Here is a 23,409-nt window from a genome sequence, read left to right on the forward strand (position 1 = left end):
ACTTTATAGCAATATTTAAATTATGCTGAATGGCGGCCGACTCGCTTATTATATATCATCAGCATTATACAGCTAACATAAGCAGCTAATATTTAAGCAAAAGGCTAATAATTGAAAACTATAAATTATTGGCCAAATAAATAAGATACCTATAAACTACCTTTAATAAAAAAGACACAGATTAAACGCAACAATGATATAAAATTACATTAACCCTGTAACAGATTTAATCTTATCATTGCAAATTAATGTGTAGCATTTTATTAATCTGCCCGTATAATTCTTTAAAACAATGGCCAATATCAATCATTTGAAAACGCCCCATATCTTAATAAGCAGGGTTGACGCCATTGGTGATGTTGTACTTACTTTACCCGTAGCCGCATACATTAAACAATTGTTCCCCAACGCCACCGTGTCTTTTTTAGGCCGTACCTATACACAGCCGGTAATCAATACCATGACATCGATAGATGCATTTATCAATTATGATGAATTAAAAAAGCTCTCCGAACTACAGCAGATCGAATATCTGCAAAAACAAAACATAGATGCAATTATTCATGTATTGCCTAATAAACACATCGCCAAAATAGCAAGGCAGGCAGGTATTAAGCTCCGGATAGGAACAACAAACAGGCTGTTTCATTGGTACACATGTAACAAACTGGTAAAGCTAAGCCGCAAAAAATCTGATCTGCATGAGGCACAGCTCAACCTGGTTTTGTTAAAGCCACTGGGGCTTGAGCAGGTACCATCTTTACCAGAAATCATATCGCATAATAACTTTCGTAGTAAAACCGGGCTTACACCGGCGTTAAATGCTGTATTTGCAGGCGATAAGTTTAACCTGATTATTCACCCAAAATCGCACGGTAGTGGCATGGAGTGGGGACTGGATAATTTTGCGGAGCTCATACATAGCCTGCCCGCCGACAAATTCAACATCATTGTAACAGGGTCTGAAAACGAGAAAGTTTTGCTTGCAAACTGGATCCAAACACTCCCCTCAACGGTACAGGATATGACCGGAAAGATGTCGTTGAATGAGTTAATTGCATTTATAAGCAAATCTGGCGGGCTTATTGCTTCAGGTACAGGTCCGCTGCATATTGCTGCTTTCACCGGGATCAATACCCTTGGATTATTCCCTTCATTAAGGCCAATACATCCGGGCCGATGGGCCCCGGTAGGCAAAAAAGCCGGCTATATGGAAAGCGGCACAAACAATTTAGAAACAATTACGCCGTTTATGGTGTCGGAGAAAGTTAAAACATGGATATGAATAAACCTCGTGTGCTTGTAACATTTGATTCGATGAGGTACCCGAATACCGGCTTGCATCAATTTGGAAAAAGTTTAGGAAAGGCATTTATAAAAGAAAATACAAGTTTAAATTTAACCTATTTTTTGCATAAATCGGTAACCGAATTTGATGCTGATGCAGCCATACACAAAACTTATTTGCAAAAGCATCACAAGTTTTTTTTCTACAATAACAAAGGTGTTGACCTGTTTCATTTTACTGATCAGTTTTCAAGGCTAAAACCTAAAAAAGTAAGGAGCAAATACAAAAAGATACTTACTATACATGATATTAACCAGATACATGAAAATGTAGGTAAAGAGAAACTGAACCTATACCTTAAAAAGCTGGGGGAGCGGATTAATTCAAGTAATAAAATAGTAACAATATCAAACTTTGCGGCTAATGATGTTTTAACTTACTTCCCACATGTTGCAAACAGGTTAACAGTTATACATAATGGTGCCGATAAATTAATATTGAAACAGGGGCACCAACCGGTTTACAATCCTCAAAAACCTTTTTTATTTACCATTGGTATTGTGGCGGCCAAGAAAAACTTTCATGTGCTGCCTGCCTTATTGGTAAACAATGATTTTGAGCTCATTATTTCGGGCATCAAAACGCCCTATGAAGAAGACATCATTGCCGAAGCAAAAAAACATGGGGTTGAAAACAGGGTTAAAATAACCGGCCCAATATCAGATGACGACAGAGCCTGGTATTATAAAAACTGCGAAGCATTTGTTTTTCCTTCAATTGCCGAGGGCTTCGGTTTACCGGTAATTGAGGCTATGCATTTTGGAAAACCTGTTTTTGTATCTACCCGCACCTCTCTGCCCGAAATTGCGGGAGATTGCGCTTATTATTTTGAAAATTTTGAACCTGCCGAAATGCAAAAAGTATTTGATGCAGGGTTAGTAGATTTTCGTAAAAACTCACCGTCGGCCAGGATAATTACTCATGCTGAAAGTTTTAATTGGGACAAAACGGCTAAACAATATCTACAACTGTACCAGGAAGTACTTGAAGGTAAGTGATTTATGATTTGCCTCTCAATTTCCTAATCATAAATCTAAACCAGAATTTAAAACCGAAGTTCTTTAAAATCAATTTAGGTTTATCCTTTTCAAATATCATATCGCGCGATTGTCCTGAAACACCGTCGTGACTAAAATTGGCTATTACATAGTCCAAATGCACAAACTTCAGGCCCTTATCGCCAAAGCATTGCATATTCAAAGCAAAATCGGCCGATGAACGATACTTTAAGTTATAGCTATATTTTTCAAAAACAATTTTAGGGTACACGATGGATTGCTGAATAATGCCGTGCTTGGCAAGATAATAATCAGATACCTCGCCCAAAGGTTTTAGCCCTCTCGTAAGCACGCTGCCGTAATAAATTGTATCAGGCAGCTTTAGTTCTGCAGCCATATTTGAAAAATCGGGTAACAAATCATCATCAGCCCCTAAAAAATAAATCCAATCGCCTTTTGCCTGTTTTAAGGCCTTGGTCATAGCATCATATATGCCATTATCAGGTTCGCTTTTCCAGTAAGTAATTTTATCGTTATTGGTAATCAAAATATCTTTGGTGCCATCATTGCTGTTTCCGTCAATAACAATAAGTTCGATATCAGGATAGGTTTGCATGTAAACACTGTCCAGGCTTTTTTGCAATGTAGCAGCAGCGTTATAGGTAACAATTATAACTGTAACTTTGCCGGCATACGCATTGCCCGGTTTTGTCGTTATATTTTGTATATTTTTGCTCATCGTTAATTTGTGCAAAGTAAATATTATAAAGGCAAATACATTAATTCTATCTGTTGTTTTTAAATGCAAAAAAACAGGAATCTATTCCGGATAACCCGCTTCATTTTACTTAAAGCACCATACATATTCCGCTTTTTTGCTTTATTCAGGTCTCCTAAAAAAAGGATACTGATTATTAAGGCCGACGCTATAGGTGATTATATTTTGTTCCGTAATTTTATCGAAATCGTAAAACATTCGGCAAAGTATTACAACTATGAAATAGATTTATTAGGTAACGAAATATGGAGCGATCTTGCTACAACGCATGACGGGAAATATGTAAAAAAATTCTTTTTCACCAAGGCAAATAGTCTTTATCATTCGCCGAAAGCGGTTTTTAAATTGGGATGGCAATTGTTGGGTAGAAACTATGAAGCCGTACTGAACCCCAGCAGCACCCGTACATTCATAACTGACGGCCTTGCCGCTCTTTCCGGCACATCAAACTTAATTGGCTTTAAAAGCGACACCGAAGGCATCGAACCTAAGTACAAAGCTAAAACAGATAAATTTTATAAAACGTTGCTGCCCATAGATACTTCAGTACATTTTGAATTTGCCAGAAACAGGTATTTTTTTGAGCAGGTGCTTAATCAACCGCTCAACATTCAAAAACAATTTATTAGTGCAAACCGGGTAAAGAGAAGCGGTATCATTATCTTTCCGGGTGCTGGTCTCAAAAACCGGGGATGGGAGGCAGATAAATTTGCCGGGCTTATTAAAAAACTTGAGCAAAATACCGGTGAAATCATTTACCTGGCCGGCGGCCATTCCGAAATTACCCTTTGCAATTATATATTGGAAAAATCACAATCGGCATCTGTGGCTAATATCAGCGGAAAAACAAGTTTAACTGAACTTATTGATTTGGTTGCAAATTCGGCCATGGTAATCTGTAATGACAGCAGTGCCGTTCATATCGCCGCGGCCGTGGATACCCCATTTGTATGTATTGTTGGCGGCGGCCATTTTAATCGTTTTGTACCGTATCCTGCCGGTACCGTAAAAAATGGGGTATTTATATATGAAAAAATGGATTGTTATTATTGCAATTGGAACTGCGTTTTCAAAATAGAAGACGGCCAATGCTTCCCCTGCATTGCCGGTATAAGCATCGAGAACGTTTGGCAGGCAGCGCAAAAGCGTTTAACCATAGCGTAATATGCTTTCGGCACACACATTACAGGTTATTAGCTAATTACTATTAGCTTTGCATTTTATAATAAAATTTAATGAAGATTTATTTCAGGCTTCTTTCCTTCGCCCGTCCTATAGGTAAATTTGCAGTCCCATACTTTATATGCACTTTATTTTCGGTAATATTTAATACCCTTAACCTTGCCTTGCTGGCACCATTATTAAAAACAATTTTTGATCCCAAAACCGCCCAGGTAGTTGCCAAACCAGAAAACTGGTGGAACCCGTTAAAAGATTTCGACTATTTTGCACATGAGGCCAATTTAACTTACGGGCCATTGGGAGCGTTAAAATTTGTCTGTGTAGCAATAGTCATTTCAGTATTGTTAAGTAACCTGTTTCGCTATTTTTCGCAGCGTATTATGGAAAACCTGCGCATATATACCCTGCTTAACCTGCGCCGTACTGTTTTCAATAACGTGATGAACCTGCACCTGGGTTACTTTAGCAATGAGCGCAAGGGCGATATCCTTTCAAAGATCTCTGCAGATGTGCAGGTTGTTCAATTTTCGGTGACCGGAACCCTACAAGTAGCTTTTAAGGAACCTTTTCAGCTTATAACCTACCTTGTATTCTTGTTTGTAATATCGGTTAAGTTAACCTTGTTTTCTATGCTGATCATCCCGGTTTCGGCATTTGTAATATCAAGAATAGTTAAGCGCCTTAAGGAGCAGGCTGCCGAATCTCAGCAAACCTACGGTAACATGATCAGTAACCTTGATGAAGCATTATCGGGCATCAAAATCATCAAGGCATTCAATGCCGTTACCTTTATCAAAAATCGTTTTGATCGTGAAAATAAGGAGTATTCAAGAATAACCCGTTCAATGGCCAAAAGGCAGCAAATGGCATCCCCGGTATCTGAATTTTTAGGGGTGCTGATGGTTGCAGGTATAGTGTTGTATGGTGGCTCATTAATTATCAAAGGCCAGGGCTCGCTGTCAGCTGATAATTTCATTGTTTATATCGCTATGTTTTCGCAGATCATGCGCCCGGCCAAGGCCATATCCGATTCATTTAGCAACATCCATTCGGGCATTGCTGCGGGCGAACGCGTACTTGCGCTGATAGATGAGAAGCCACTGATTGTTGATGCGCCAAACGCTACAGAACTTACAGGCTTTGAGGATAAAGTTAAATTTGAAAATGTATCATTTGCCTATACAGTAAAACCAGGCAGTACACAAACTGCCGGCACCGAAAAACAGCCGGTCGATACTGAAAAGTATGTTCTCAAGAACCTTAACCTCGAAATACCTAAAGGCAAAACGATAGCCCTTGTTGGGCCATCAGGCGGCGGAAAATCAACATTGATGGACTTGTTACCCCGTTTTAGCGAGCCACAATCAGGTATAATTTCTATCGATGGCAAAAATATCCAAACGGTTACGATGGAATCGTTAAGGGCATTAATGGGTATAGTTAACCAGGAATCTATTTTGTTTAATGATTCTATTTTCAACAATATAGCCTTTGGTAAACCTCATGTAACCATGGAGGAGGTTGAGGCCGCGGCACGCATAGCAAACGCCCATAACTTTATTATGGAAACGCCCAATGGTTACCAAACCAACACCGGCGATCGTGGCACCAAACTATCAGGAGGGCAACGTCAGCGGATCTGCATTGCCCGTGCCGTACTAAACAACCCCCCGATTATGTTACTGGATGAAGCGACATCAGCCTTGGATACCGAATCGGAAAAACTGGTACAGGAAGCTTTGAATAACCTGATGAAGAACCGCACTTCGCTCATTATTGCCCATCGTTTAAGTACCATTCAAAATGCAGATATTATAATTGTACTTGAAAACGGTTGCATTGTTGAGCGCGGATCGCACTCGGAGTTACTTCAAAATAATGGCTTATACAAAAAACTAATAGATATGCAGGCTTTTAATGCCCAGGCATAGCAATGTATATTTGTTATTTTCTATGAACGCTTGTAGTGTTTTTAAAGAGAGTAATTACCGCAAATAACGTGGTTAAACTTGATATCAATTTTATTCTTTTCTTACCTTGAAAGCAGCAGTAGTAATCCCTTTTTATCAGCCCTTTATAAACAATTTTGAACAGACGGCGTTTGCGCAGGCAACTAAAGTGTTGTCGGCCCATGATATAATCGTTATTAAACCTAAAAACCTTGTTTTGCCCGATGAAACCAAATCGAATGCCATAACCAATGTAATTAATTTCGATGACCAGTACTTTAGAAGTGTTAAGGGCTATAATGAGCTTATGCTTTCGGAAGAATTTTACAAAAGCTTTTTAAACTACGATTTCATGTTGATACATCAGCTGGACGCGTTTGTATTCAGCGATGAGTTAACCCAATGGTGCACCCGGGGCTATGATTATGTAGGTGCTCCATGGATACATAAATATGATTATCCGGATATAGTTAAGGCAGTAAAATCAAAAATTCAGCGCTGGACACATACGAAATTCAATGTGCAAAAAGATGGCCGGCCGTCCCCCATGCAATTTGAAAACAAAGTTGGTAACGGCGGCTTCTCGCTGCGAAGGGTACAAAAGTTTCACAAACTTTGTATCGATATGAAAAACGAGGCAAACCGGTATTTAAGCCTCAGCCATGATCATTATTTTAACGAAGATGTATTTTGGAGCATTGAAGTTAACCGAAAGCGTAAAGTGCTGAATATTCCTTCATATAAAACAGCTATCAGTTTCTCTATCGAACTATTTCCTGAAAGGGCAATAACAATAAACGATAATAAACTGCCATTTGGATGCCATGCCTGGGATAAAAACCTGGATTACTGGCGCCCAATAATAAACGGATATGGCTACAATGTTTAATACTCCCCTACCGATAACATGACCAGCGTACAGGCATACTCTGTTTCAATGCCTTTTTCATTCGCTTTACGCCGCAGTTCGGTATTTTCGGTTCCGGGATTAAATATGATACGTTTGGGATTTGTATTCAATATGTAATCATACAGCGGCGGTTGATTTTGAGGACCAACGTACAGCGTTATGGTATCAATATCATGATGTATGGTTTCGGGCTTTTCGATAGGTACACCGGCAACCTCTCCTGTTTTTATGCCAACGTTAACAATAGTATGCCCGCGTTCGACCAAACGGGTAGCCGCAAAATTGGCGTACCGGCTGGTATCGGGCGTTGCTCCTAATATTAATGTTTTTTTATTAGCCATTGATCATCCTGTTTAATAAGGCAATTTGCGCAGAGTGATAAATATGGTGCTGTATTAAACCTGCTACCTGGTACTCGTAAGTTTCGTCGGCCTCATCCGCTCCCGGTTTACCGGCAACTATTTCGCTCCATCTTTCTTCCGGAAAATTTTGGATAAAGCCTGCCAGGTTTACATTCACCAGCTTTATATCTTCAACAATCCATTTCCACTTTTGTTCGTCGGGCAGCCCGGGTTCGGGCCAGTCACCACGAACCGGCAGTTGGGCATCCATACCGTTCATGCGGTCCATTACTTCTTCTGTCCAACCGGTCATGTGCAAAATAATGGCGGCAATGTTATGCACCGAGCCCGCGGGCTTTTCATAAGCTGCTTCAAAGCTGATGCTATCAACGATAGCATAAACCGAAGGGCCATACCATGGTTCGCCCGACAGAACGCTTTGAAGCTGGTTAAATAATTTTTGAGATGTGGTCATGATAATATTTTTAAAGCGGCAGTTGCGCAATTAATCCCATCAATAGCAGCAGAAATTATACCACCGGCATACCCCGCCCCCTCTCCGCACGGAAATAAACCCGTAACCTGTGGATGCTGTAACGTCTCCCTATCGCGCGGAATTTTTACCGGAGATGATGTGCGCGATTCAACACCAACCAAAATAGCTTCGTTGGTATAATAACCTTTCATTTTTTTACCGAATACCGGCAACGCTTTACGCAAACGTTCATTGATCCACCCTGGTAAAACTTCTTTCAGTTCAACGCTTTTAGTACCGGGCAGGTATGAATTAACCGGCAAATCACTTGATAAACGGTTCTTCACAAAATCAACCATCCGTTGTCCGGGGGCTACAAGGTTACCACCACCGGCTACAAAAGCAGCCTGTTCAACCTGCTTTTGAAAGTTGAGCATTTTAAAAGGATCATTGTCATTGCCGGCAACATCTTCCAGATTAATTTGTACCACAGTGCCTGAATTAGCAAAAGGATTATTTCGTTTAGATGGGCTCCAGCCATTAACCACAATTTCCCCTGCTTCTGTTGAGCATGGTGCGATGATACCACCGGGACACATACAAAAAGAGAACACGCCACGGTTGTCAACCTGTTCAACAAGACTATAATAGGATGGTGGCAGATCAGGGCCGCGCAATTCGCAATGGTATTGAGCGCGGTCAATTATTTCCTGCGGATGCTCAATCCTTACTCCCAAAGCAAACGGCTTTGCTTCAATCAGGATATTCTGGCTGTGCAGCATTTCAAACACATCACGTGCCGAGTGGCCCGTAGCCAGGATCACAGCATCAGACATCATCTTTTCGCCTGCAGAAGTCTTCACACCTTTGATCTTTCCAAAATCAACCAGCAGTTGAGTTACTTTGGTATCAAACATGATCTCGCCACCAGCGTTCAGCACCGTTTCGCGCATGGCAGTGATGATCTGCGGTAGCTTATTGGTACCGATGTGTGGTCGTGCATCGATTAGTATATCTTCGGCAGCGCCATGAGCTACAAACATTTTAAGCACCTGGTTTACATCACCCCGCTTGGTTGAGCGGGTATAAAGCTTTCCATCTGAATAGGTACCAGCCCCACCCTCGCCAAAGCAATAATTTGACTCGGGATTAACAAGGCCTTGTTTATTGATATTGGCCAAATCACGGCGGCGTTGTTTAACATCTTTGCCACGTTCAATAACAATTGGTTTTAACCCAAGTTCGATACATTGCAAAGCGGCAAATAACCCGGCAGGGCCAGCACCTACAATGATTACCGGCCTGGCAAATTGCACATTGGGGTAATTGATGGTAAACACCTCGGGCTGATAAGCCTCCTGCATAAAAACCCTCACCTGCATACGGTAAACAACACGGCGGCCGCGCGCATCAATAGAACGTTTTAATATTTTTAATGCAGTAATATTTTTCAGGGGAATTTTCAGTGCTGATGATGCCAGTTGTTTTAACGCTGCTTCATCCTCGTGCTGTCCGGGCGGGCAAACTATCTCTGTTTCTTTTGTCATAACTGATGCCGGGTTTTTATCCCGGATGGTGCAAAGTTAAGAAAAAACCGCAGCCCCCAGCCCCCTAAAGGGGGAGCTTTTGATTAGCATTAACCTTGCGCTCGCTTTTAACGAGTACTTAATGTGGTTTCGCGTTTGTAACGCAAAAAGTATTGCTTCCCTCTTTTAAAAGGCTTCGTCCAAAAAAAGCTATACACTAAAAAAAGTATGCAAAACCGTTCGGCTTTGCACAATGACCGTACGCTATCGAACAGTTTTAAAACCCAATAAAAAATAAAACATTAAAAATCAATAACTTACAAAATGGCACTTAGATTGGCATGCACCTCATGTATTTAAATAATAAAAATATGACTACCGCCGACGAACGCTTACACACAATATGGAATGGCTGCATGACTAACGACAGGAAAAGCCAGGAACAATTATACAGGTTATTAGCACCCCGTATGCTTGCCGTTTGCATGCGTTATGCAACCGATAAAGACGAGGCACAGGATATATTACAGGAAGGTTTTATAAAAATGTTCCGCAATATGAAAAACTACCGTGGCGAAGGCAGTTTGGAAGGATGGATCCGCCGCATCATGGTACATTGTGCCATATCACGTTACCGTAAATTGAAGCCAATGGTTTTGGTTGATGATTTTGCGGCAGAGGAAGCTTCGGCTGTACCAATCAGCAGCTCATATAATGATAACGGCCTTGAAGCTAAGGATTTGATGAAACTGGTACAAAAACTACCAAAAACATACCGCTCTGTTTTTAACATGTACGCCATCGAGGGCTACTCACACCAGGAAATCGGTTCATCGTTGGGTATGAGCGAACTTTTGTCGCGTACTACCTTACACCGCGCCCGTACATTGTTAAAAGATATGGTAGCCAAACTAACCATGCGCGAAGAACATTGCCTGGCAGGATAAGCCGGTTCTGCCATTAACCTTATACAAATCATTTACAAAGCTGCAGCCCCTGATGGGGCTTTCTGCTTTTATAAGCGTTCAGATACTGTGCAATTTTTCTCATATCTCAAGTCTTACTGCTCACATCCTTCTATAATTTACCGAAAAGCCGTAACTTGACACCTTGTCAGCAGCTCAGGCCTTTTGTAACAACGGTACGTGATTTGCACTCTAACCCAAAACATCACAAAAACACACGAAAAACAAATGAAAAAGTTATTCTCAGTTATATTAATCATAGCGACAGCTATGTCGTTAAGTTCATGCAGCTATAACAGCATGGTCAAACTGGATGAGTCTGTTAAAGCCAAGTGGGGTGCTGTGCAAAGCGACTACCAACGCCGCAGCGACCTGATCCCTAATTTGGTTAATACCGTAAAAGGTGCCGCCAATTTTGAAAAAAGCACGTTAACTGCGGTGGTTGAGGCTCGTTCAAAGGCAACTTCGGTACAGGTTGACCCCAATAAGCTTACGCCCGAATCAATTAAAGCTTTCCAGGCATCACAAGGGGAGCTAAGTGCTGCGCTTGGCAAATTACTTTCTATTACCGAAAACTATCCCGACCTGAAATCGAACTCTAATTTTCATGACCTGCAAATTCAACTGGAAGGTACCGAAAACAGGATCAATGTATCGCGTAAAGATTTTAACGATGCAGTTCAGGAATATAACAGCAAGATCCGTTCGTTCCCGGCCAATATAACAGCCAAAATGTTCGGTTTTTCTGAAAAAGGCTATTTTACCGCCGAACCAGGCGCCGATAAAGCCCCTAAAGTAGAATTTAATTAATTATTGGGTTACACCGATTGTTTTATGATTACACCGACCTTTCCCGGTAAAATCGACAACAATCGGTATAATCAAAACTAATCGGTGTAATCATAAAAAAATATGGCTGTATTTAACGAAGAGGAACAGCAGCGCATTCGCAAGGCTATTGAAGATGCCGAGCACCGCTCATCGGGCGAGATCAGGGTTTGTATCGAAAAGCGGTGCAGCGAAAATGTTCTTGACCGTGCTGCAAAATATTTCCAGCAGCTCAATATGCATAAAACTAAGCTCAGGCATGGAGTGCTCGTATATGTGGCCACTGTCGACCGTAAGTTTGCCATTATAGGCGACGCCGGTATTAACCAGGTTGTTCCTCCCGATTTTTGGGATACCACCCGCGACGATATGCTGCAGCATTTTAAATACGGCGATATTGTTGAGGGAATTGTTACAGGCCTTAAAATTGCCGGCGAACAGCTACAAAAATATTTCCCTCATCAGGATGGCGATCAAAACGAACTACCGGATGATATAGCCTTTATGGATGGCGATTAAAAATTAAAAACATGTTCAAAAAATTTATACTGTTTTTCGGGTTTATACTTTGCGTTGTTGCCGCAACGGCCCAGGATTTTCCGGAACGCTCTAATACCCTGGTTACAGATTATACCAACACCTTAAACCCGGCCGAAAAACAGCAGTTGGAAACCAAACTGGTTGCTTTTAATGATTCTACATCAACTCAAATTGCTGTAGTGATCTTAAAATCTGTTGGCAACTACGATATTAACGACTATGGAGTTCAGCTGTTACGCAAATGGGGCATAGGTCAAAAAGACAAAAACAATGGTGTATTGGTGCTTGTTGCCATCGGCGACCGTAAAATGAGCATCCAAACCGGCTACGGCGCCGAAGGTGCATTACCCGATATTGTTACGCAGGACATTATCCAAAACGACCTTAAACCACACTTTAAACAAGGCGATTATTATGGCGGGCTTGATGCCGGTACCAACAGCATCATCAAAGCCATGAAGGGTGAGTATAAGGCGGCAAAAAAACAAAAGCAAAGTAACGGCGGTCCGGCCGGTTTTATATTTATTGTTATAGTTGTAATTATCCTGATCATTGTATTCCGTAATCGCGGCGGCGGTGGCGGCAGGCAGATCATCGGTCGCCGCGGCGGCGCAAGCCCCTTCTGGTGGTTCCTGGCGGGCAACATGCTTGGCGGTGGCGGCCGAGGCAGCGGTGGCGATTGGGGCGGCTTTTCAGGTGGCGGTGATTCAGGAGGTGGAGGCTTCGGCGGTTTTGGCGGTGGAAGCGGCGGCGGCGGCGGTTCAAGCGGTAGCTGGTAGTCGTTCACAGTACAACACACATCCCAACCCATGCAAAAAGATTACATCTTACGCGAGATTGAAAAGATCGTATATTCGATAACGAGGCTCGCAGGTTTCAAAAACGCCATAAATCCTGAAGCATTTATTCAACATGCTGATCAAATGCTTCAGGATGAGTATGATCTAAAACTGAACGATTTACTTAAATTAAGTATCGAAAATTTTGACATTTTACTCGATGAGAGAAATTATTCGCCAGAAAAGCTGGATGCTTTAGCTCAGCTGTTATATATGTATTATGAGCCTTTTGCAGCTAATGACGAAACCTTAACTGCTTTACAAAAGATCATTTCTATATTTAACCTACTGGAGAAGAAACACAATCGTACATCATTCGAAAATATAAACAAGCGCAACGCCATCTATCAATTTCTGCAAAACAACTATGAGTAAAGATCTCACCTGGAAACTGCTTTCATCATCATATATCCACAAAGGCCCCTGGGCCACCCTCCGCATCGATAAATGTGAAATGCCAAACGGCAAAATTGTTGAAGACTATTATGTGCTTGAATACCCCAATTGGGTTAATGCAGTAGCCATAACCGAAGACAACAAGGTGCTGATGGTAAAACAATACCGCCATGCTGCGGGCATTATTTCGCTCGAAATTCCGGGCGGCGTGATTGATCCCGGCGAGGAGCCAATTCATGCCATACGCCGCGAATTACTGGAAGAAACCGGCTACCAATTTGATGAATTTGAACTGATCTGCACCGTATACGGCAACCCGTCCACAGCCAATAATCAAACGTTTACCTATTTTACCAAAGGTGGTAAGAAAGTGCAGGGCCAGCACCTCGACGAACTGGAAGATCTGATTGTTGAAGAATATACCATTGAACAAGTAAAACAACTACTGCTCAATAACGAAATAAAACAAGCCATGCATTGCGCCGGTTTGTTCTATGGCATGATGAAGCTGGGAGTGATATAGCATCACTCCGGGCAATTATCCTTCCTCCGGGTATCAACTATGTAAATGATCTTCCATCCTTCCGTGGTTTTCATCAGTTGGAAAACATCGACGCCGCAATGGCTGTATTTATCATCTAAGTAAAACTTGTATGGCGCCCAAACGCTGGCCAACGGGCCATCAATTTTGATATCGTTAAAGGTTATACGCTCATCATAAATACCTTTATGCGGGGTGCCAATCAATTTTATAAAGTCATTAGGATTTTCGATCTCTAAAGCTGTGGAGCCATCTTTTTTATTGGCTACACTATGAAATACAATTCCTTTAGCAAAGGAGGATCTAAGCATTGTGCTATCACCCTTACGCATAGCATTAAACATAGTGTTGATGGTTTGTTTAATAGCATCCTGCTCCGTTTGCTGGGCGAAAGACTGGAACGACAATAAAGTAAATACAGCAAGGATAAGTTTTTTCATAACTAAATATACCTTATTTGCAATCAAGTTGATATGCCGATTTAATCATTTGCCGATAACATAAAAAAGCAAAATAACTCAAATTAAGCCTTCTTCATTTTTAAACTGTGCTGACATTTAATCTGAAGGCCTTCACTACTTTGCGATAAACAAAAATCTATCAAATGAAAAAGCTACCTTATTATATACTTGATGTATTTACCAACCAGCGATACAAAGGCAACCCATTGGCCGTAGTGAGGTGCGAGGGCGAGCTGGAATTATCTCAATACTATAACATAGCCCGTGAATTCGGTTATTCAGAAACATCATTCGTGTGGTATTCTGACGCCGAAAAGTCACTTAAGGTACGCTCATTTACCCCGGGTAATTACGAGGTTGGAGGCGGCGGTCATAATTTCCTTGGGGCCGTATCATTGGCCCTATTACAAGGATGGGATATTTTTAATGGTCAGGGTGATGAGCATTGGGTAACTATGAAGAATGAAAAATTACCCGTTGTCATCAATGAAGAAAATGGCCTTATATTGGTAGCGGTAAAGCAGCAGGCCGCGAAGAATCTTGCCACTATTAACCCGGAAATCGTAGCACGAGCACTTGGTTTAGAAGCAAGCGACCTGGAACTAAATAATTGGAAGCCCACCATCATGAAAACAGAAGTAGCCCACACCATGGTTCCTGTAAAAAACAGGGCACTTCTTAATCAGGCTACCCCGAATCCAGATAAGCTTAAAGAAATTTCAAAAGATTACGGCTTTGAGGGCTTTTACTTGTATACCACCGATGTTTCGGAAAATGACTATCTAACCGAAACACGCTTTTTTAACCCGGCATATGGTATTGACGAAGATCCCGCCACAGGAACAGCCGCCGGCCCTCTCGCCGGATTTTTGCAGCAAGCCAATTACATAAACGCCAACCACGATTACAAAATTTTGCAGGGTGTATTGGTAAATCATCCATCTACTATTCACGTAAAGGTGACACCCAATAATGTGTTGGTGAGCGGCTCGTCGGTGATTGTAATGGAGGGGGCATTATTTCTATAAAAACCAACCACAATCGCCTGCTTCAAAATTAATGCTCCACAAAAAAGCCCTGCATAAATGCAAGGCTCCTTTGTGGAAAAAATATTTAAAAGTTATAATTCGGGCTGCTTTAATATCTTGCTTTCAAAAAACAACCGCTGCTCTTTAGGTAATTCATAAATTGCATTCTTGTTGCCATTAAGCTTATAATCTTCATAAGTATCTATGTAGATTTCAGATATCGCTAATTCGGGAATTTTATCTTTAAATTCAATGGCAATCTTTCTCAAAAAAGTAAGATCAGCTTTGTTTAAAGTGTCAAGTTGACTGCTCAAAATAGCGTTAATCCAATCAACCAGCACATGTTGTAATTCATCGAATGAATGCTTTATATCTATCTTTAAAATTGAGTATGTATTATTCAATAAATACAAATAAGGAACATTTGAAAAAATTTTCCATATACTCACTCGATCTTTAAAGGACAATAATTTAAACTTACCTTTAAAATTTTTCAGTCTATTGGAATCATCTTTTATATTGTAGTCACTTGAAAACCCTAAGGCTCCTCCCCACAATTTAAATAGTCTTATGTTTTTGGGGTTGATATCAGATGCCGCTTCAAAATTCTCAAAAGCTTTTATACTAAATTTGCTATCCTTTTGTCGTATTGACAACCCAAATTGCCATTGCGCTAATTCTATATAAATATTTTCATTCATTGAATTGTACTCTATAGCCTTTTCAAATTTCGAGAAACTTTCAAAAAACAAATCTTCATCTTTCCTAAATATTGTAGCAAATTGTGCCAGGAAATTACCCCAAGCTAAATATAAATACTCTGATCCTTCCCCGTTTTTTTCCGCTTTCTCAAATATTTCAATACCTTTCAAATAAAACGATTCGCTATTTTCAGTCTTGACTAATTGAGAAAAAGAAAGCGCCCCTAATGCAAAAAGCCTTTTTTTCTCAACAAATTCATCGCTGAATTTTAAGAAAAGGTTTTTTGCTTCTAAATATTGCTCATTAAGCATGTACAATCTAAACAGGATATTGCTATAATTTAATTTATCAATATTATGTTTTTCCCTTTCAAGAATAGAAAAAGCTTCTTTATATTTTTTTTGCTTGACTACCTCAAATAATATATTAAGAATCTCAGAAGAAATAAAAGTGTTTTCTAAAGTCTCGTATCTTTTTAATGACAGCGCTTTTTCAATAGCTTGAATTTCATATTGAAATTCTTTCTTTTCTATAGAACTCTCGCACTTCTCCAACAAATCACTAAACTTCAATTTTTTATCGGTTAGCTCATTTTCATCGTAGTATATAGCTAGAAAGTCAATAAACAAAGCAGTTATCCCTTCTTTATGCTCCCCTACTTCTATGCTAATTCTTAGCAGTGGCTCATTAATATCATAAAGTTTATTACGTTTATCGGTTTGATCTGTAATTGCTTCAATCAATCGTTTGCGAACCAGTTCACTCAATTGTTTACTTAAAGACTTTTGATCGATAAAGCAGTTTTTAGAAATAATTGTACCTTGTTGTGGCTTTCTTGATAATGCGATATAACGTATAATTTTTTGCTGTTGCGGAGGAAGGTACCGGATATATGTTTCGTAATAAGGCTTTAAATCATTTATCGTTTTAATAAAATGATTAGAAAGTTTTGCAAGTGTATCGCTTTTCAAAAACTCATAAAAGGTTACCAATAACCGATGATTACCTTTAACCAACTCGTAAATAGCCTTAACTTGCGCTTTTCCCTTATTTTTCAAATGCTCAACAACATCTGGTCTGTCATCAAGTTCAGCCAGTGACGTTAAAAAAAGAAGCGAATCTTTATAGGTTAATGATTTAAGATAGTATAAATTAAAAAAACCATAAAAAGGTCTGTCTTCCTTGTCAAAATCATCACTGATAGATTGGCTTGTTGCAATGATATTTATCCGCTTGTCTTGGTACATCCAGGCCCTCAGTTTTCCCTGCTCCTGTGTTCCTATCGCATTAAGGATATCACCAAAATTTTCAGCTAAAATCAATAAAGGCTTATCGGCTATGTAATCTTCAATAATCCTTTCTGCAAAAGATACCTGTCCGGGGATATTTGTGTCCTGGAGCTCTTCGAGTTTACTTTCTAAGGTATTTTTATCTATATCTTCCCATCTGATAAGTGCATAAAGTATTCTTATCAAAAAGTCGAAATAATTTGCGACTCCGTATTCTTCCTCTGCAAAATATGCCACTACAAGCTGATCGTTTTTTATATAGCTCTGGCATCGATGATATAAAACTCTTAGTAGATGGGTCTTACCCATACCTCGCTGGCCAATAACCAAAATCTGTTGATTATTACCGTTTTTAACAATACCTTCTACTGATTTAAATAGATAGTTGGCAGCTGGGCTTCTGCCAACTAATAATTGTTCTAATATTTCAGGTTTTACGCTTTTTGCGCCGAAAGACAGTATCGTATTTATGCTATGTTGACTTTCCACCACTCTTTAAAAATTTGATATTTAAATTTATAATATCTCTTACCTTCTATAACCTGCCTTATCAAGTAATGATCACTTAATAAAGTATAGAGACTTTGTTTCAATGAATCGTTATTGTCGATATCTATTTTAGTATATAATAATTCTTCTTCAATAAAATGATCTTCTTTCGATAAAATATTTAAAATCTGCATCATTTCATCTTTTTTGTCTTTAGGATAATATATCTCCAGTCTGTCTATGAGTTGTTTAAAAGCTTTGTGCTGCTTTGTATCGTTTATAATTAATTCGTAAGCGGCCTCTATATTATTCATCGTAATATTATAATCAAATTCTGTTTGTAATAGATTAAAAATGGTCGAAATATAAAACGGCAAGCCATTGCTCAATCCATATACCTTTTTCAAACAAAGTTGTTTTTCATCAGCTGCAACATTGAAACCTGATAAGATAAAGCACTCACACAAGAAATCAGATTCATTTTCCGAAAAAGGTTTTAAACTAAATTCCTCCATTTCATTAGTCGGTTCGCCGGTATATTTAAAATCTTTCCGAAAAGTATTTAGTACCACTTTTATTCCAATGGAACCGCAATAAATGAATCTTATTCCTTTCTTTTCCAATACTTGCCTTCGTTCGCGAAGTATATCCAATAACTCAATTGCTTCTTCATGTTTACCCTCTTTATACCATTCCCATAACATTATAGGGAGCTCATCAAATATTAATATAAGCTTCCCGTTTGTTTTGGCTTGTGTATCGGCGATATCCTCAAGGGTTTTAAAAAATATATCCTTCCAGGATTTTTTATATTCAGGTAAGTTCAGGCTGAATTTCGCACCTCCAATTTCTACTTCAGGAACAGAAAATATGTCTTTTATAAAGTTATAAGTCTTACTGAAATCGATTTGATGCCATTCTTTAAAATCCTTAAGTTCATTAATAAGTAGATTAATTACCTCGCCAAGATTTTGTTTTCCCTGAAATGAAAAGTATTTAGCTTTGAAGTTATCTTGCTTAAACTCTTCCGGTTGCAAATTTGAATTACATAGATAAGCAAGCTTAAGTAACAAAAGTGATTTCCCCATCCGTCGCATCTCTTCAACAGAAACACTTTGAGAGCGTAGCAATCTGAGAAGCTTTACAATGTCTTGTTCTCGCCCTGTAATTTGATTTTCAGGAATAGTACCTATAGTGGGTAATAAAGGAAAAGGTGTTTGCATGATAACATTCTTGACTTAAACAAATATAAGACTAATTTATCATGCGACAAATTTATCTTACGATAAAAATATCGTAAGATAGACTCAATTCAAAACCACCTAACTAAAAATGCCGATCGCAATAAACAATCGGCATTTCATATATTTTAAGAAGAGAATCCATTAGCTCATTTTCAGCTTCTTCTGAATATCTGCTACGTAACCTTTAAATTTCTTATCGGTATCAATCAAATCCTCTACAGTTTGGCAGGCATAGATCACGGTTGAGTGATCGCGGCCGCCAAAGAAATGACCGATTGATTTCAATGAACTTTTGGTATGTGCTTTGGCCAGGTACATCGATATTTGACGGGCCTGTACAATTTCGCGTTTACGGGTTTGTGATTTAACCATTTCGATAGGCACTTCAAAATACTCGCAAACTAAACTTTGGATATACTCCATCGAAATTTCTTTAGATGAGTTCTTCACAAAGTTTTTCAACATTTGTTTAGCCAGGTTCAGGTCAATCTCCTTACGGTTAAGGGTTGACTGTGCCAGCAATGACACCATGGCACCTTCAAGCTCACGAACATTATTGTCGATATTGTGAGCAACGTATTCAATTACGTCGTTTGACAGGTCGATACCATCCTGGTAAATTTTATTTTTCAGGATAGCCATACGGGTTTCCAGGTCAGGAACCTGCAAATCGGCAGATAAGCCCCATTTGAACCTCGAAAGCAGGCGTTCTTCCAAACCAGCCAAATCCTTAGGCGCCTTATCTGATGTAATGATCAGCTGCTTGCCCGATTGGTGCAGATGGTTGAATATATGGAAGAAGAAATCCTGTGTTTTTTCTTTACCGGCAAAGTTATGCACATCGTCCATGATGAGTACGTCAATGGCCTGGTAAAAGTTAACAAAGTCATTAATATTGTTGTGCTTTAAGGCATCAACAAATTGTTGCGTAAATTTTTCGCATGATACATACAGTACCAGTTTATCCGGTAGGGTGCGCTTAATTTCGTTACCAATAGCTTGTGCAAGGTGGGTTTTACCCAACCCAACGCCACCATAAATCATCAGCGGGTTAAAAGAAGTACCTCCTGGTTTAGCCGCAACTGCATAACCGGCCGAACGTGCCAGGCGGTTGCAATCACCCTCAACAAAATTTTCGAAGGTGTAGTTACGGTTAAGCTGAGGATCTACATTCAACTTTTTAAGCCCGGGTATAACAAAGGGGTTTTTAATATCCTTGTTAATTGAAATAGGTATCGGCATACTCTGATGTTTTGAATCAGCGCCATTTCCGTTTGAAGGCATGTTAGTTGTGTATGGTTTACTTGATGATTGCTCAACAACTATATTATACTCTAAACGTCCTTCATCGCCCAATTGTTTCTTAATTGTTTTGCGCAGTAACCCTACATAGTGCTCTTCAAGCCACTCGTAAAAGAATAAACTTGGTACTTGTATGGTTAATACGCTTCCTTCCATCCTCAAAGCTTTTATCGGCTCAAACCAGGTTTTAAAACTCTGGGCCGGTATGTTGTCTTTGATGATCTGAAGGCAGCTATTCCAAACGTTCGTACAAGTTTTTTCCATATAGATATAAGTAAAATATTGATTTCCAACCCCCAGCGAAACAACTTTTGGCCTTGCTACGGAACATCGAATATTGCCAAAAAAAGCTTATAAAAAAATTAAATTTTCACTTTTTTAACATTTGGCTTTTTACTAACAAATTCGATTTTTTAATGAAATTTTCGTATGGATAACATAATTTTTGGTATAAAAATCACAATCCAAATATTTCTAAATTATTTTTTTCTTTTTTTGAAATTTCAAGAAAAAGAATAACAAAACCACGTGTTTCAACCCTTAGTTATACGCCAAAACACAGGCAATGTTTGGACCTTTTAAGCCGTTATTGCAAACAAAAAAATAACACACTGGTTTAGTGCCTTATAAAAAATAAAAACCAAGTTTTGCTGATTTGTGGCACGCTATAAACACATGCAAGGAAGCCACACCACGATGCTAATACTCCCCAAAAACACCGCGCAGTACATCGGCGATCTCTCCCAGGGTTGCATAGCTTTCTACCGAAGTTACGATAAAAGGAATTAAGTTTTCAGTGCCGGCCGCCGCTATTCCCAAAAGATGTAAACTTTTCTCAACATCTTCACTATTACGGGTAGCTTTTAGTTCCGCAATTTTCTCAGACTGCATTTTTCTAATAGCGTCATCTACTCTGAATACACTACCAGGAGCCTCTTCCTGCTGGGCAAACCGGTTAACGCCAACAATTACTTTTTCGCCGGTTTCTATTTCCTGCTGATATTGGTAAGCCGATGTTGCTATTTCCTGCTGAATATAATCCTGCTCAATAGCTTTCACCGCACCTCCCATGGCGTCTATCTTGTCTATATATAATTGAGCGGCGGCTTCGATCTCATCTGTCAGAGCCTCTATAAAGTATGAACCGGCCAATGGGTCAACCGTATCGGTAACGCCGCTTTCAAACGCGATGATCTGCTGAGTACGCAAAGCTATTTTGGCAGCTGCTTCTGTTGGTAATGACAATGCTTCATCATACCCGTTGGTATGTAATGACTGTGTGCCGCCCAATACCGCGGCCATAGCCTGGTTGCTTACCCTTATAATATTATTAAGTGGCTGTTGCGCTGTTAAAGTAGAGCCACCTGTTTGCGTATGAAAACGAAGTTTTTGAGCGCCCGGATCAGTAGCGCCGAGTTGTTGGGTAATATGCGCCCACATACGTCTTGCTGCCCTGAACTTGGCTATCTCCTCAAAAAAATTGCTATGACAGTTAAAGAAGAAAGAAAGCCGCTTGGCAAACACATTTATATCAAGCCCCTTATCCAACGCGGCTTTTAAATAAGCTTTGCCATTGGCCAATGTAAATGCAAGCTCCTGCACTGCGGTTGAGCCTGCCTCGCGGATGTGATAACCTGATATGGAAATGGTGTTCCATTTAGGCACCTCTTTACTGCAGTATTCAAACACATCGGTAATGAGCCGCATGGATGGCGCAGGCGGGTATATATAGGTGCCGCGGGCAGCGTACTCCTTTAATATATCGTTTTGTATTGTCCCGGAGATCTGCCTGAGATCGGCCCCTTGTTTTTTTGCCAGCGCAATATACATGGCCAGTAAAACAGGAGCCGTAGCATTGATGGTCATGGAGGTGGTAATATCCTTCAGCTCAATACCGGCAAACAGGATTTCCATATCCTTCAACGAATCAATAGCCACCCCTACCTTGCCTACCTCGCCTTCTGCAAGTGCGTGATCCGAGTCGTAACCTATTTGGGTAGGCAGATCGAATGCTACCGAAAGACCGTTTGTACCCTGGCTTAATAAATAATGATAGCGTTTATTTGACTCTTCGGCGGTTGAAAAGCCGGCATATTGCCGCATGGTCCAGGGTTTGCCCCGGTACATATCTTTTTGGATGCCACGGGTAAAAGGGAACGCACCGGGCAATTCATTCATGTTTGAAGGTTCGGTATAAACCTCCTTTATTTCGATACCCGATGTAGTAACAATCTTTTTATCCGCAGCCATAAGTTTAGTATAATTCTTCCATATCCTGCCTGATTAATCCCAGCGCTACATCATAAGGATTATCTTCAAGCTTACTTAAATGCACCAGGATAACCTTGCTTAGCTCAAGCGCCGATGTATCCGGTGGCAAGGCCTTTACAGCGTTGTTGATCATATTAATGGTATCATCTTTCACTCTTTTCACCACATTCCAAACCCGGGCACTTACATAAATTTGCTGGGTAATGTTATGCTGAAATTCATTGCGAACTTCGTTAATAATAATGGCCTGCAATTCGGCGGCAGTATCGGCCGATCCGTTAAGGCGGATAAGCAAGCTTGCCGGGTTAACCCTTTCAATGAATAGCACAACCCTTTCATAGGCTTGTAACCGTAAAGGCAAGGTTTGATTACTGATAGTGCGTTTTAACTCCAATAATTGAATACTTTCAGATTTATCAAGGTATGGCTTAAATAGGTAAAAAGCGATGTACACAACGCCTAAGCCCGAAATAGTATACTTTATAATATCAAATAAAAGAGAGAGAGTAGGCATGTTTATAAATGTTATACAGGGGTCATAAAATTATGACATTAACAAAAATCTGCATTTTACGTTATATTTGTGTAGAATAAATAAAAATAAGATGAGTATAGCTGTTGAAACCGCTCCGGTTACTTTTACGCCGGGCGCCGTAAAAGAACTTTTTAAATTAAAAGACCAGCAGGAAATAAACGACGAATTTGGCTTACGTGTTGGAGTTGAAGGCGGCGGCTGTTCGGGCATGAATTATATTTTAGGTTTCGACATGAAAAAGGACGGCGACCAGGAATATATTATTGATGGAATAAAAGTATTTATGCACAAAGCCCACGGTTTATATCTTGCAGGCATGCAAATTGATTACCAGGATGGTTTAAATGCCCGTGGTTTTACTTTCAACAACCCTAACGCTGCCAGCACCTGCGGCTGCGGCTCTTCTTTCTCGGTTTAAATTAAGCCCTGTTAAAATATTGAAGCCGCTTCATATTGTCATGAAGCGGCTTTT

23 protein-coding genes are annotated in these 23,409 nt (G+C 39.9%); 13 read left to right on the top strand and 10 right to left on the bottom strand.

From position 1 onward, the window contains the following. The first annotated feature begins 292 nt into the window (after positions 1-292). Positions 293-1,285 carry a glycosyltransferase family 9 protein gene (locus BMX50_RS26850; protein WP_244281112.1) on the top strand — a complete coding sequence of 331 codons (993 nt, stop codon included), beginning with the start codon at positions 293-295 and terminating at the stop codon, positions 1,283-1,285. Next, positions 1,282-2,346: a glycosyltransferase family 4 protein gene (locus BMX50_RS26855; RefSeq protein ID WP_167668122.1), complete on the top strand. Its 1,065-nt coding sequence runs from the start codon at positions 1,282-1,284 to the stop codon at positions 2,344-2,346. The genes BMX50_RS26850 and BMX50_RS26855 overlap by 4 nt, the downstream gene beginning before the upstream one ends. Before the next feature lies 1 nt (position 2,347). Here BMX50_RS26855 and BMX50_RS26860 read toward each other — a convergent pair whose 3' ends face one another. Then, entirely contained in the window at positions 2,348-3,085 is a 738-nt protein-coding gene (locus BMX50_RS26860) for a glycosyltransferase family 2 protein (RefSeq protein WP_091217608.1), read from the bottom strand. 63 nt (positions 3,086-3,148) lie between these two features. Between BMX50_RS26860 and BMX50_RS26865 the strand changes: the two genes are divergently transcribed. The 3 genes from BMX50_RS26865 (at position 3,149) to BMX50_RS26875 (ending at position 7,144) form a co-directional block, all read left to right on the top strand. Next, positions 3,149-4,288, top strand: coding sequence for a glycosyltransferase family 9 protein (locus BMX50_RS26865; protein WP_091217612.1), 1,140 nt, complete (start codon positions 3,149-3,151; stop codon positions 4,286-4,288). 71 nt (positions 4,289-4,359) lie between these two features. Then, on the top strand, positions 4,360-6,237 hold the full coding sequence (locus tag BMX50_RS26870) for an ABC transporter ATP-binding protein (RefSeq protein ID WP_091217615.1): 1,878 nt from the start codon (positions 4,360-4,362) through the stop codon (positions 6,235-6,237). A gap of 106 nt (positions 6,238-6,343) precedes the next feature. Beyond that, on the top strand, positions 6,344-7,144 hold the full coding sequence (locus BMX50_RS26875; protein WP_091217618.1) for a DUF5672 family protein: 801 nt from the start codon (positions 6,344-6,346) through the stop codon (positions 7,142-7,144). Here BMX50_RS26875 and BMX50_RS26880 read toward each other — a convergent pair. From BMX50_RS26880 to BMX50_RS26890, 3 genes are read right to left on the bottom strand one after another with little or no spacing between them, the layout of a single operon-like run. Continuing rightward, the gene (locus BMX50_RS26880; protein ID WP_091217621.1) at positions 7,141-7,506 is read right to left on the bottom strand and encodes a CoA-binding protein; all 366 of its coding nucleotides are present in this window, start codon (positions 7,504-7,506) and stop codon (positions 7,141-7,143) included. The two genes, BMX50_RS26875 and BMX50_RS26880, sit on opposite strands and share 4 nt — an antisense overlap. Next, positions 7,499-7,981: a DinB family protein gene (locus tag BMX50_RS26885; protein ID WP_091217624.1), complete on the bottom strand. Its 483-nt coding sequence runs from the start codon at positions 7,979-7,981 to the stop codon at positions 7,499-7,501. The genes BMX50_RS26880 and BMX50_RS26885 overlap by 8 nt, the downstream gene beginning before the upstream one ends. Continuing rightward, positions 7,978-9,528 (bottom strand): NAD(P)/FAD-dependent oxidoreductase, encoded by a 1,551-nt coding sequence (locus BMX50_RS26890; RefSeq protein ID WP_091217627.1) that lies wholly within the window; start codon positions 9,526-9,528, stop codon positions 7,978-7,980. Before BMX50_RS26890 ends, BMX50_RS26885 begins: the two co-directional genes overlap by 4 nt. Positions 9,529-9,878: 350 nt before the next feature. Between BMX50_RS26890 and BMX50_RS26895 the strand changes: the two genes are divergently transcribed. The 6 genes from BMX50_RS26895 (at position 9,879) to BMX50_RS26920 (ending at position 13,598) form a co-directional block, all read left to right on the top strand. Further along, positions 9,879-10,454, top strand: coding sequence for an RNA polymerase sigma factor (locus BMX50_RS26895; RefSeq protein WP_091217631.1), 576 nt, complete (start codon positions 9,879-9,881; stop codon positions 10,452-10,454). A 246-nt stretch (positions 10,455-10,700) separates the two neighbouring features. Further along, positions 10,701-11,282, top strand: coding sequence for a LemA family protein (locus BMX50_RS26900; protein ID WP_091217765.1), 582 nt, complete (start codon positions 10,701-10,703; stop codon positions 11,280-11,282). Positions 11,283-11,384: 102 nt separating this feature from the next. Further along, a complete protein-coding gene (locus BMX50_RS26905) occupies positions 11,385-11,819 on the top strand; it encodes a TPM domain-containing protein (RefSeq protein ID WP_090528810.1) in 435 nt (144 codons plus the stop codon). Between the two features lie 11 nt (positions 11,820-11,830). After that, a complete protein-coding gene (locus BMX50_RS26910) occupies positions 11,831-12,619 on the top strand; it encodes a TPM domain-containing protein (RefSeq protein ID WP_091217636.1) in 789 nt (262 codons plus the stop codon). 30 nt (positions 12,620-12,649) lie between these two features. Beyond that, the gene (locus tag BMX50_RS26915; protein ID WP_091217640.1) at positions 12,650-13,054 is read left to right on the top strand and encodes a hypothetical protein; all 405 of its coding nucleotides are present in this window, start codon (positions 12,650-12,652) and stop codon (positions 13,052-13,054) included. Then, complete coding sequence (locus BMX50_RS26920; protein ID WP_091217643.1) at positions 13,047-13,598, top strand: NUDIX hydrolase; 552 nt, start codon at positions 13,047-13,049, stop codon at positions 13,596-13,598. The genes BMX50_RS26915 and BMX50_RS26920 overlap by 8 nt, the downstream gene beginning before the upstream one ends. 2 nt (positions 13,599-13,600) lie before the next feature. Here BMX50_RS26920 and BMX50_RS26925 read toward each other — a convergent pair whose 3' ends face one another. Further along, positions 13,601-14,056, bottom strand: a complete 456-nt coding sequence (locus BMX50_RS26925; RefSeq protein WP_143065275.1) for a nuclear transport factor 2 family protein — start codon at positions 14,054-14,056, stop codon at positions 13,601-13,603. A gap of 164 nt (positions 14,057-14,220) precedes the next feature. Between BMX50_RS26925 and BMX50_RS26930 the strand changes: the two genes are divergently transcribed. Continuing rightward, entirely contained in the window at positions 14,221-15,105 is an 885-nt protein-coding gene (locus tag BMX50_RS26930; RefSeq protein ID WP_208864810.1) for a PhzF family phenazine biosynthesis protein, read from the top strand. 92 nt (positions 15,106-15,197) lie between these two features. Here the strand turns inward: BMX50_RS26930 and BMX50_RS26935 are convergent, their stop codons facing one another. The 5 genes from BMX50_RS26935 to BMX50_RS26955 all read right to left on the bottom strand — a co-directional run bounded on the left by BMX50_RS26935 (position 15,198) and on the right by BMX50_RS26955 (position 22,916). Further along, positions 15,198-17,585, bottom strand: coding sequence for a hypothetical protein (locus tag BMX50_RS26935; protein WP_091217652.1), 2,388 nt, complete (start codon positions 17,583-17,585; stop codon positions 15,198-15,200). After that, a complete protein-coding gene (locus BMX50_RS26940) occupies positions 17,564-18,808 on the bottom strand; it encodes an ATP-binding protein (RefSeq protein ID WP_091217658.1) in 1,245 nt (414 codons plus the stop codon). Before BMX50_RS26940 ends, BMX50_RS26935 begins: the two co-directional genes overlap by 22 nt. 162 nt (positions 18,809-18,970) lie before the next feature. After that, positions 18,971-20,395: a chromosomal replication initiator protein DnaA gene (gene dnaA / locus BMX50_RS26945; RefSeq protein ID WP_091217661.1), complete on the bottom strand. Its 1,425-nt coding sequence runs from the start codon at positions 20,393-20,395 to the stop codon at positions 18,971-18,973. A gap of 435 nt (positions 20,396-20,830) precedes the next feature. After that, a complete protein-coding gene (locus BMX50_RS26950) occupies positions 20,831-22,381 on the bottom strand; it encodes an acyl-CoA mutase large subunit family protein (protein WP_091217666.1) in 1,551 nt (516 codons plus the stop codon). 4 nt (positions 22,382-22,385) lie between these two features. Then, the gene (locus tag BMX50_RS26955; protein WP_091217671.1) at positions 22,386-22,916 is read right to left on the bottom strand and encodes a DUF7935 family protein; all 531 of its coding nucleotides are present in this window, start codon (positions 22,914-22,916) and stop codon (positions 22,386-22,388) included. Positions 22,917-23,007: 91 nt separating this feature from the next. On the opposite strand from BMX50_RS26955, the gene BMX50_RS26960 reads away from it, so the two are divergent. Next, positions 23,008-23,355 carry a HesB/IscA family protein gene (locus BMX50_RS26960; protein WP_091217676.1) on the top strand — a complete coding sequence of 116 codons (348 nt, stop codon included), beginning with the start codon at positions 23,008-23,010 and terminating at the stop codon, positions 23,353-23,355. The last annotated feature ends 54 nt before the right edge of the window (positions 23,356-23,409 follow it).

The sequence above is a fragment of the Mucilaginibacter gossypiicola genome, assembly GCF_900110105.1.
GTDB classification, from domain to species: Bacteria; Bacteroidota; Bacteroidia; order Sphingobacteriales; family Sphingobacteriaceae; genus Mucilaginibacter; species Mucilaginibacter gossypiicola.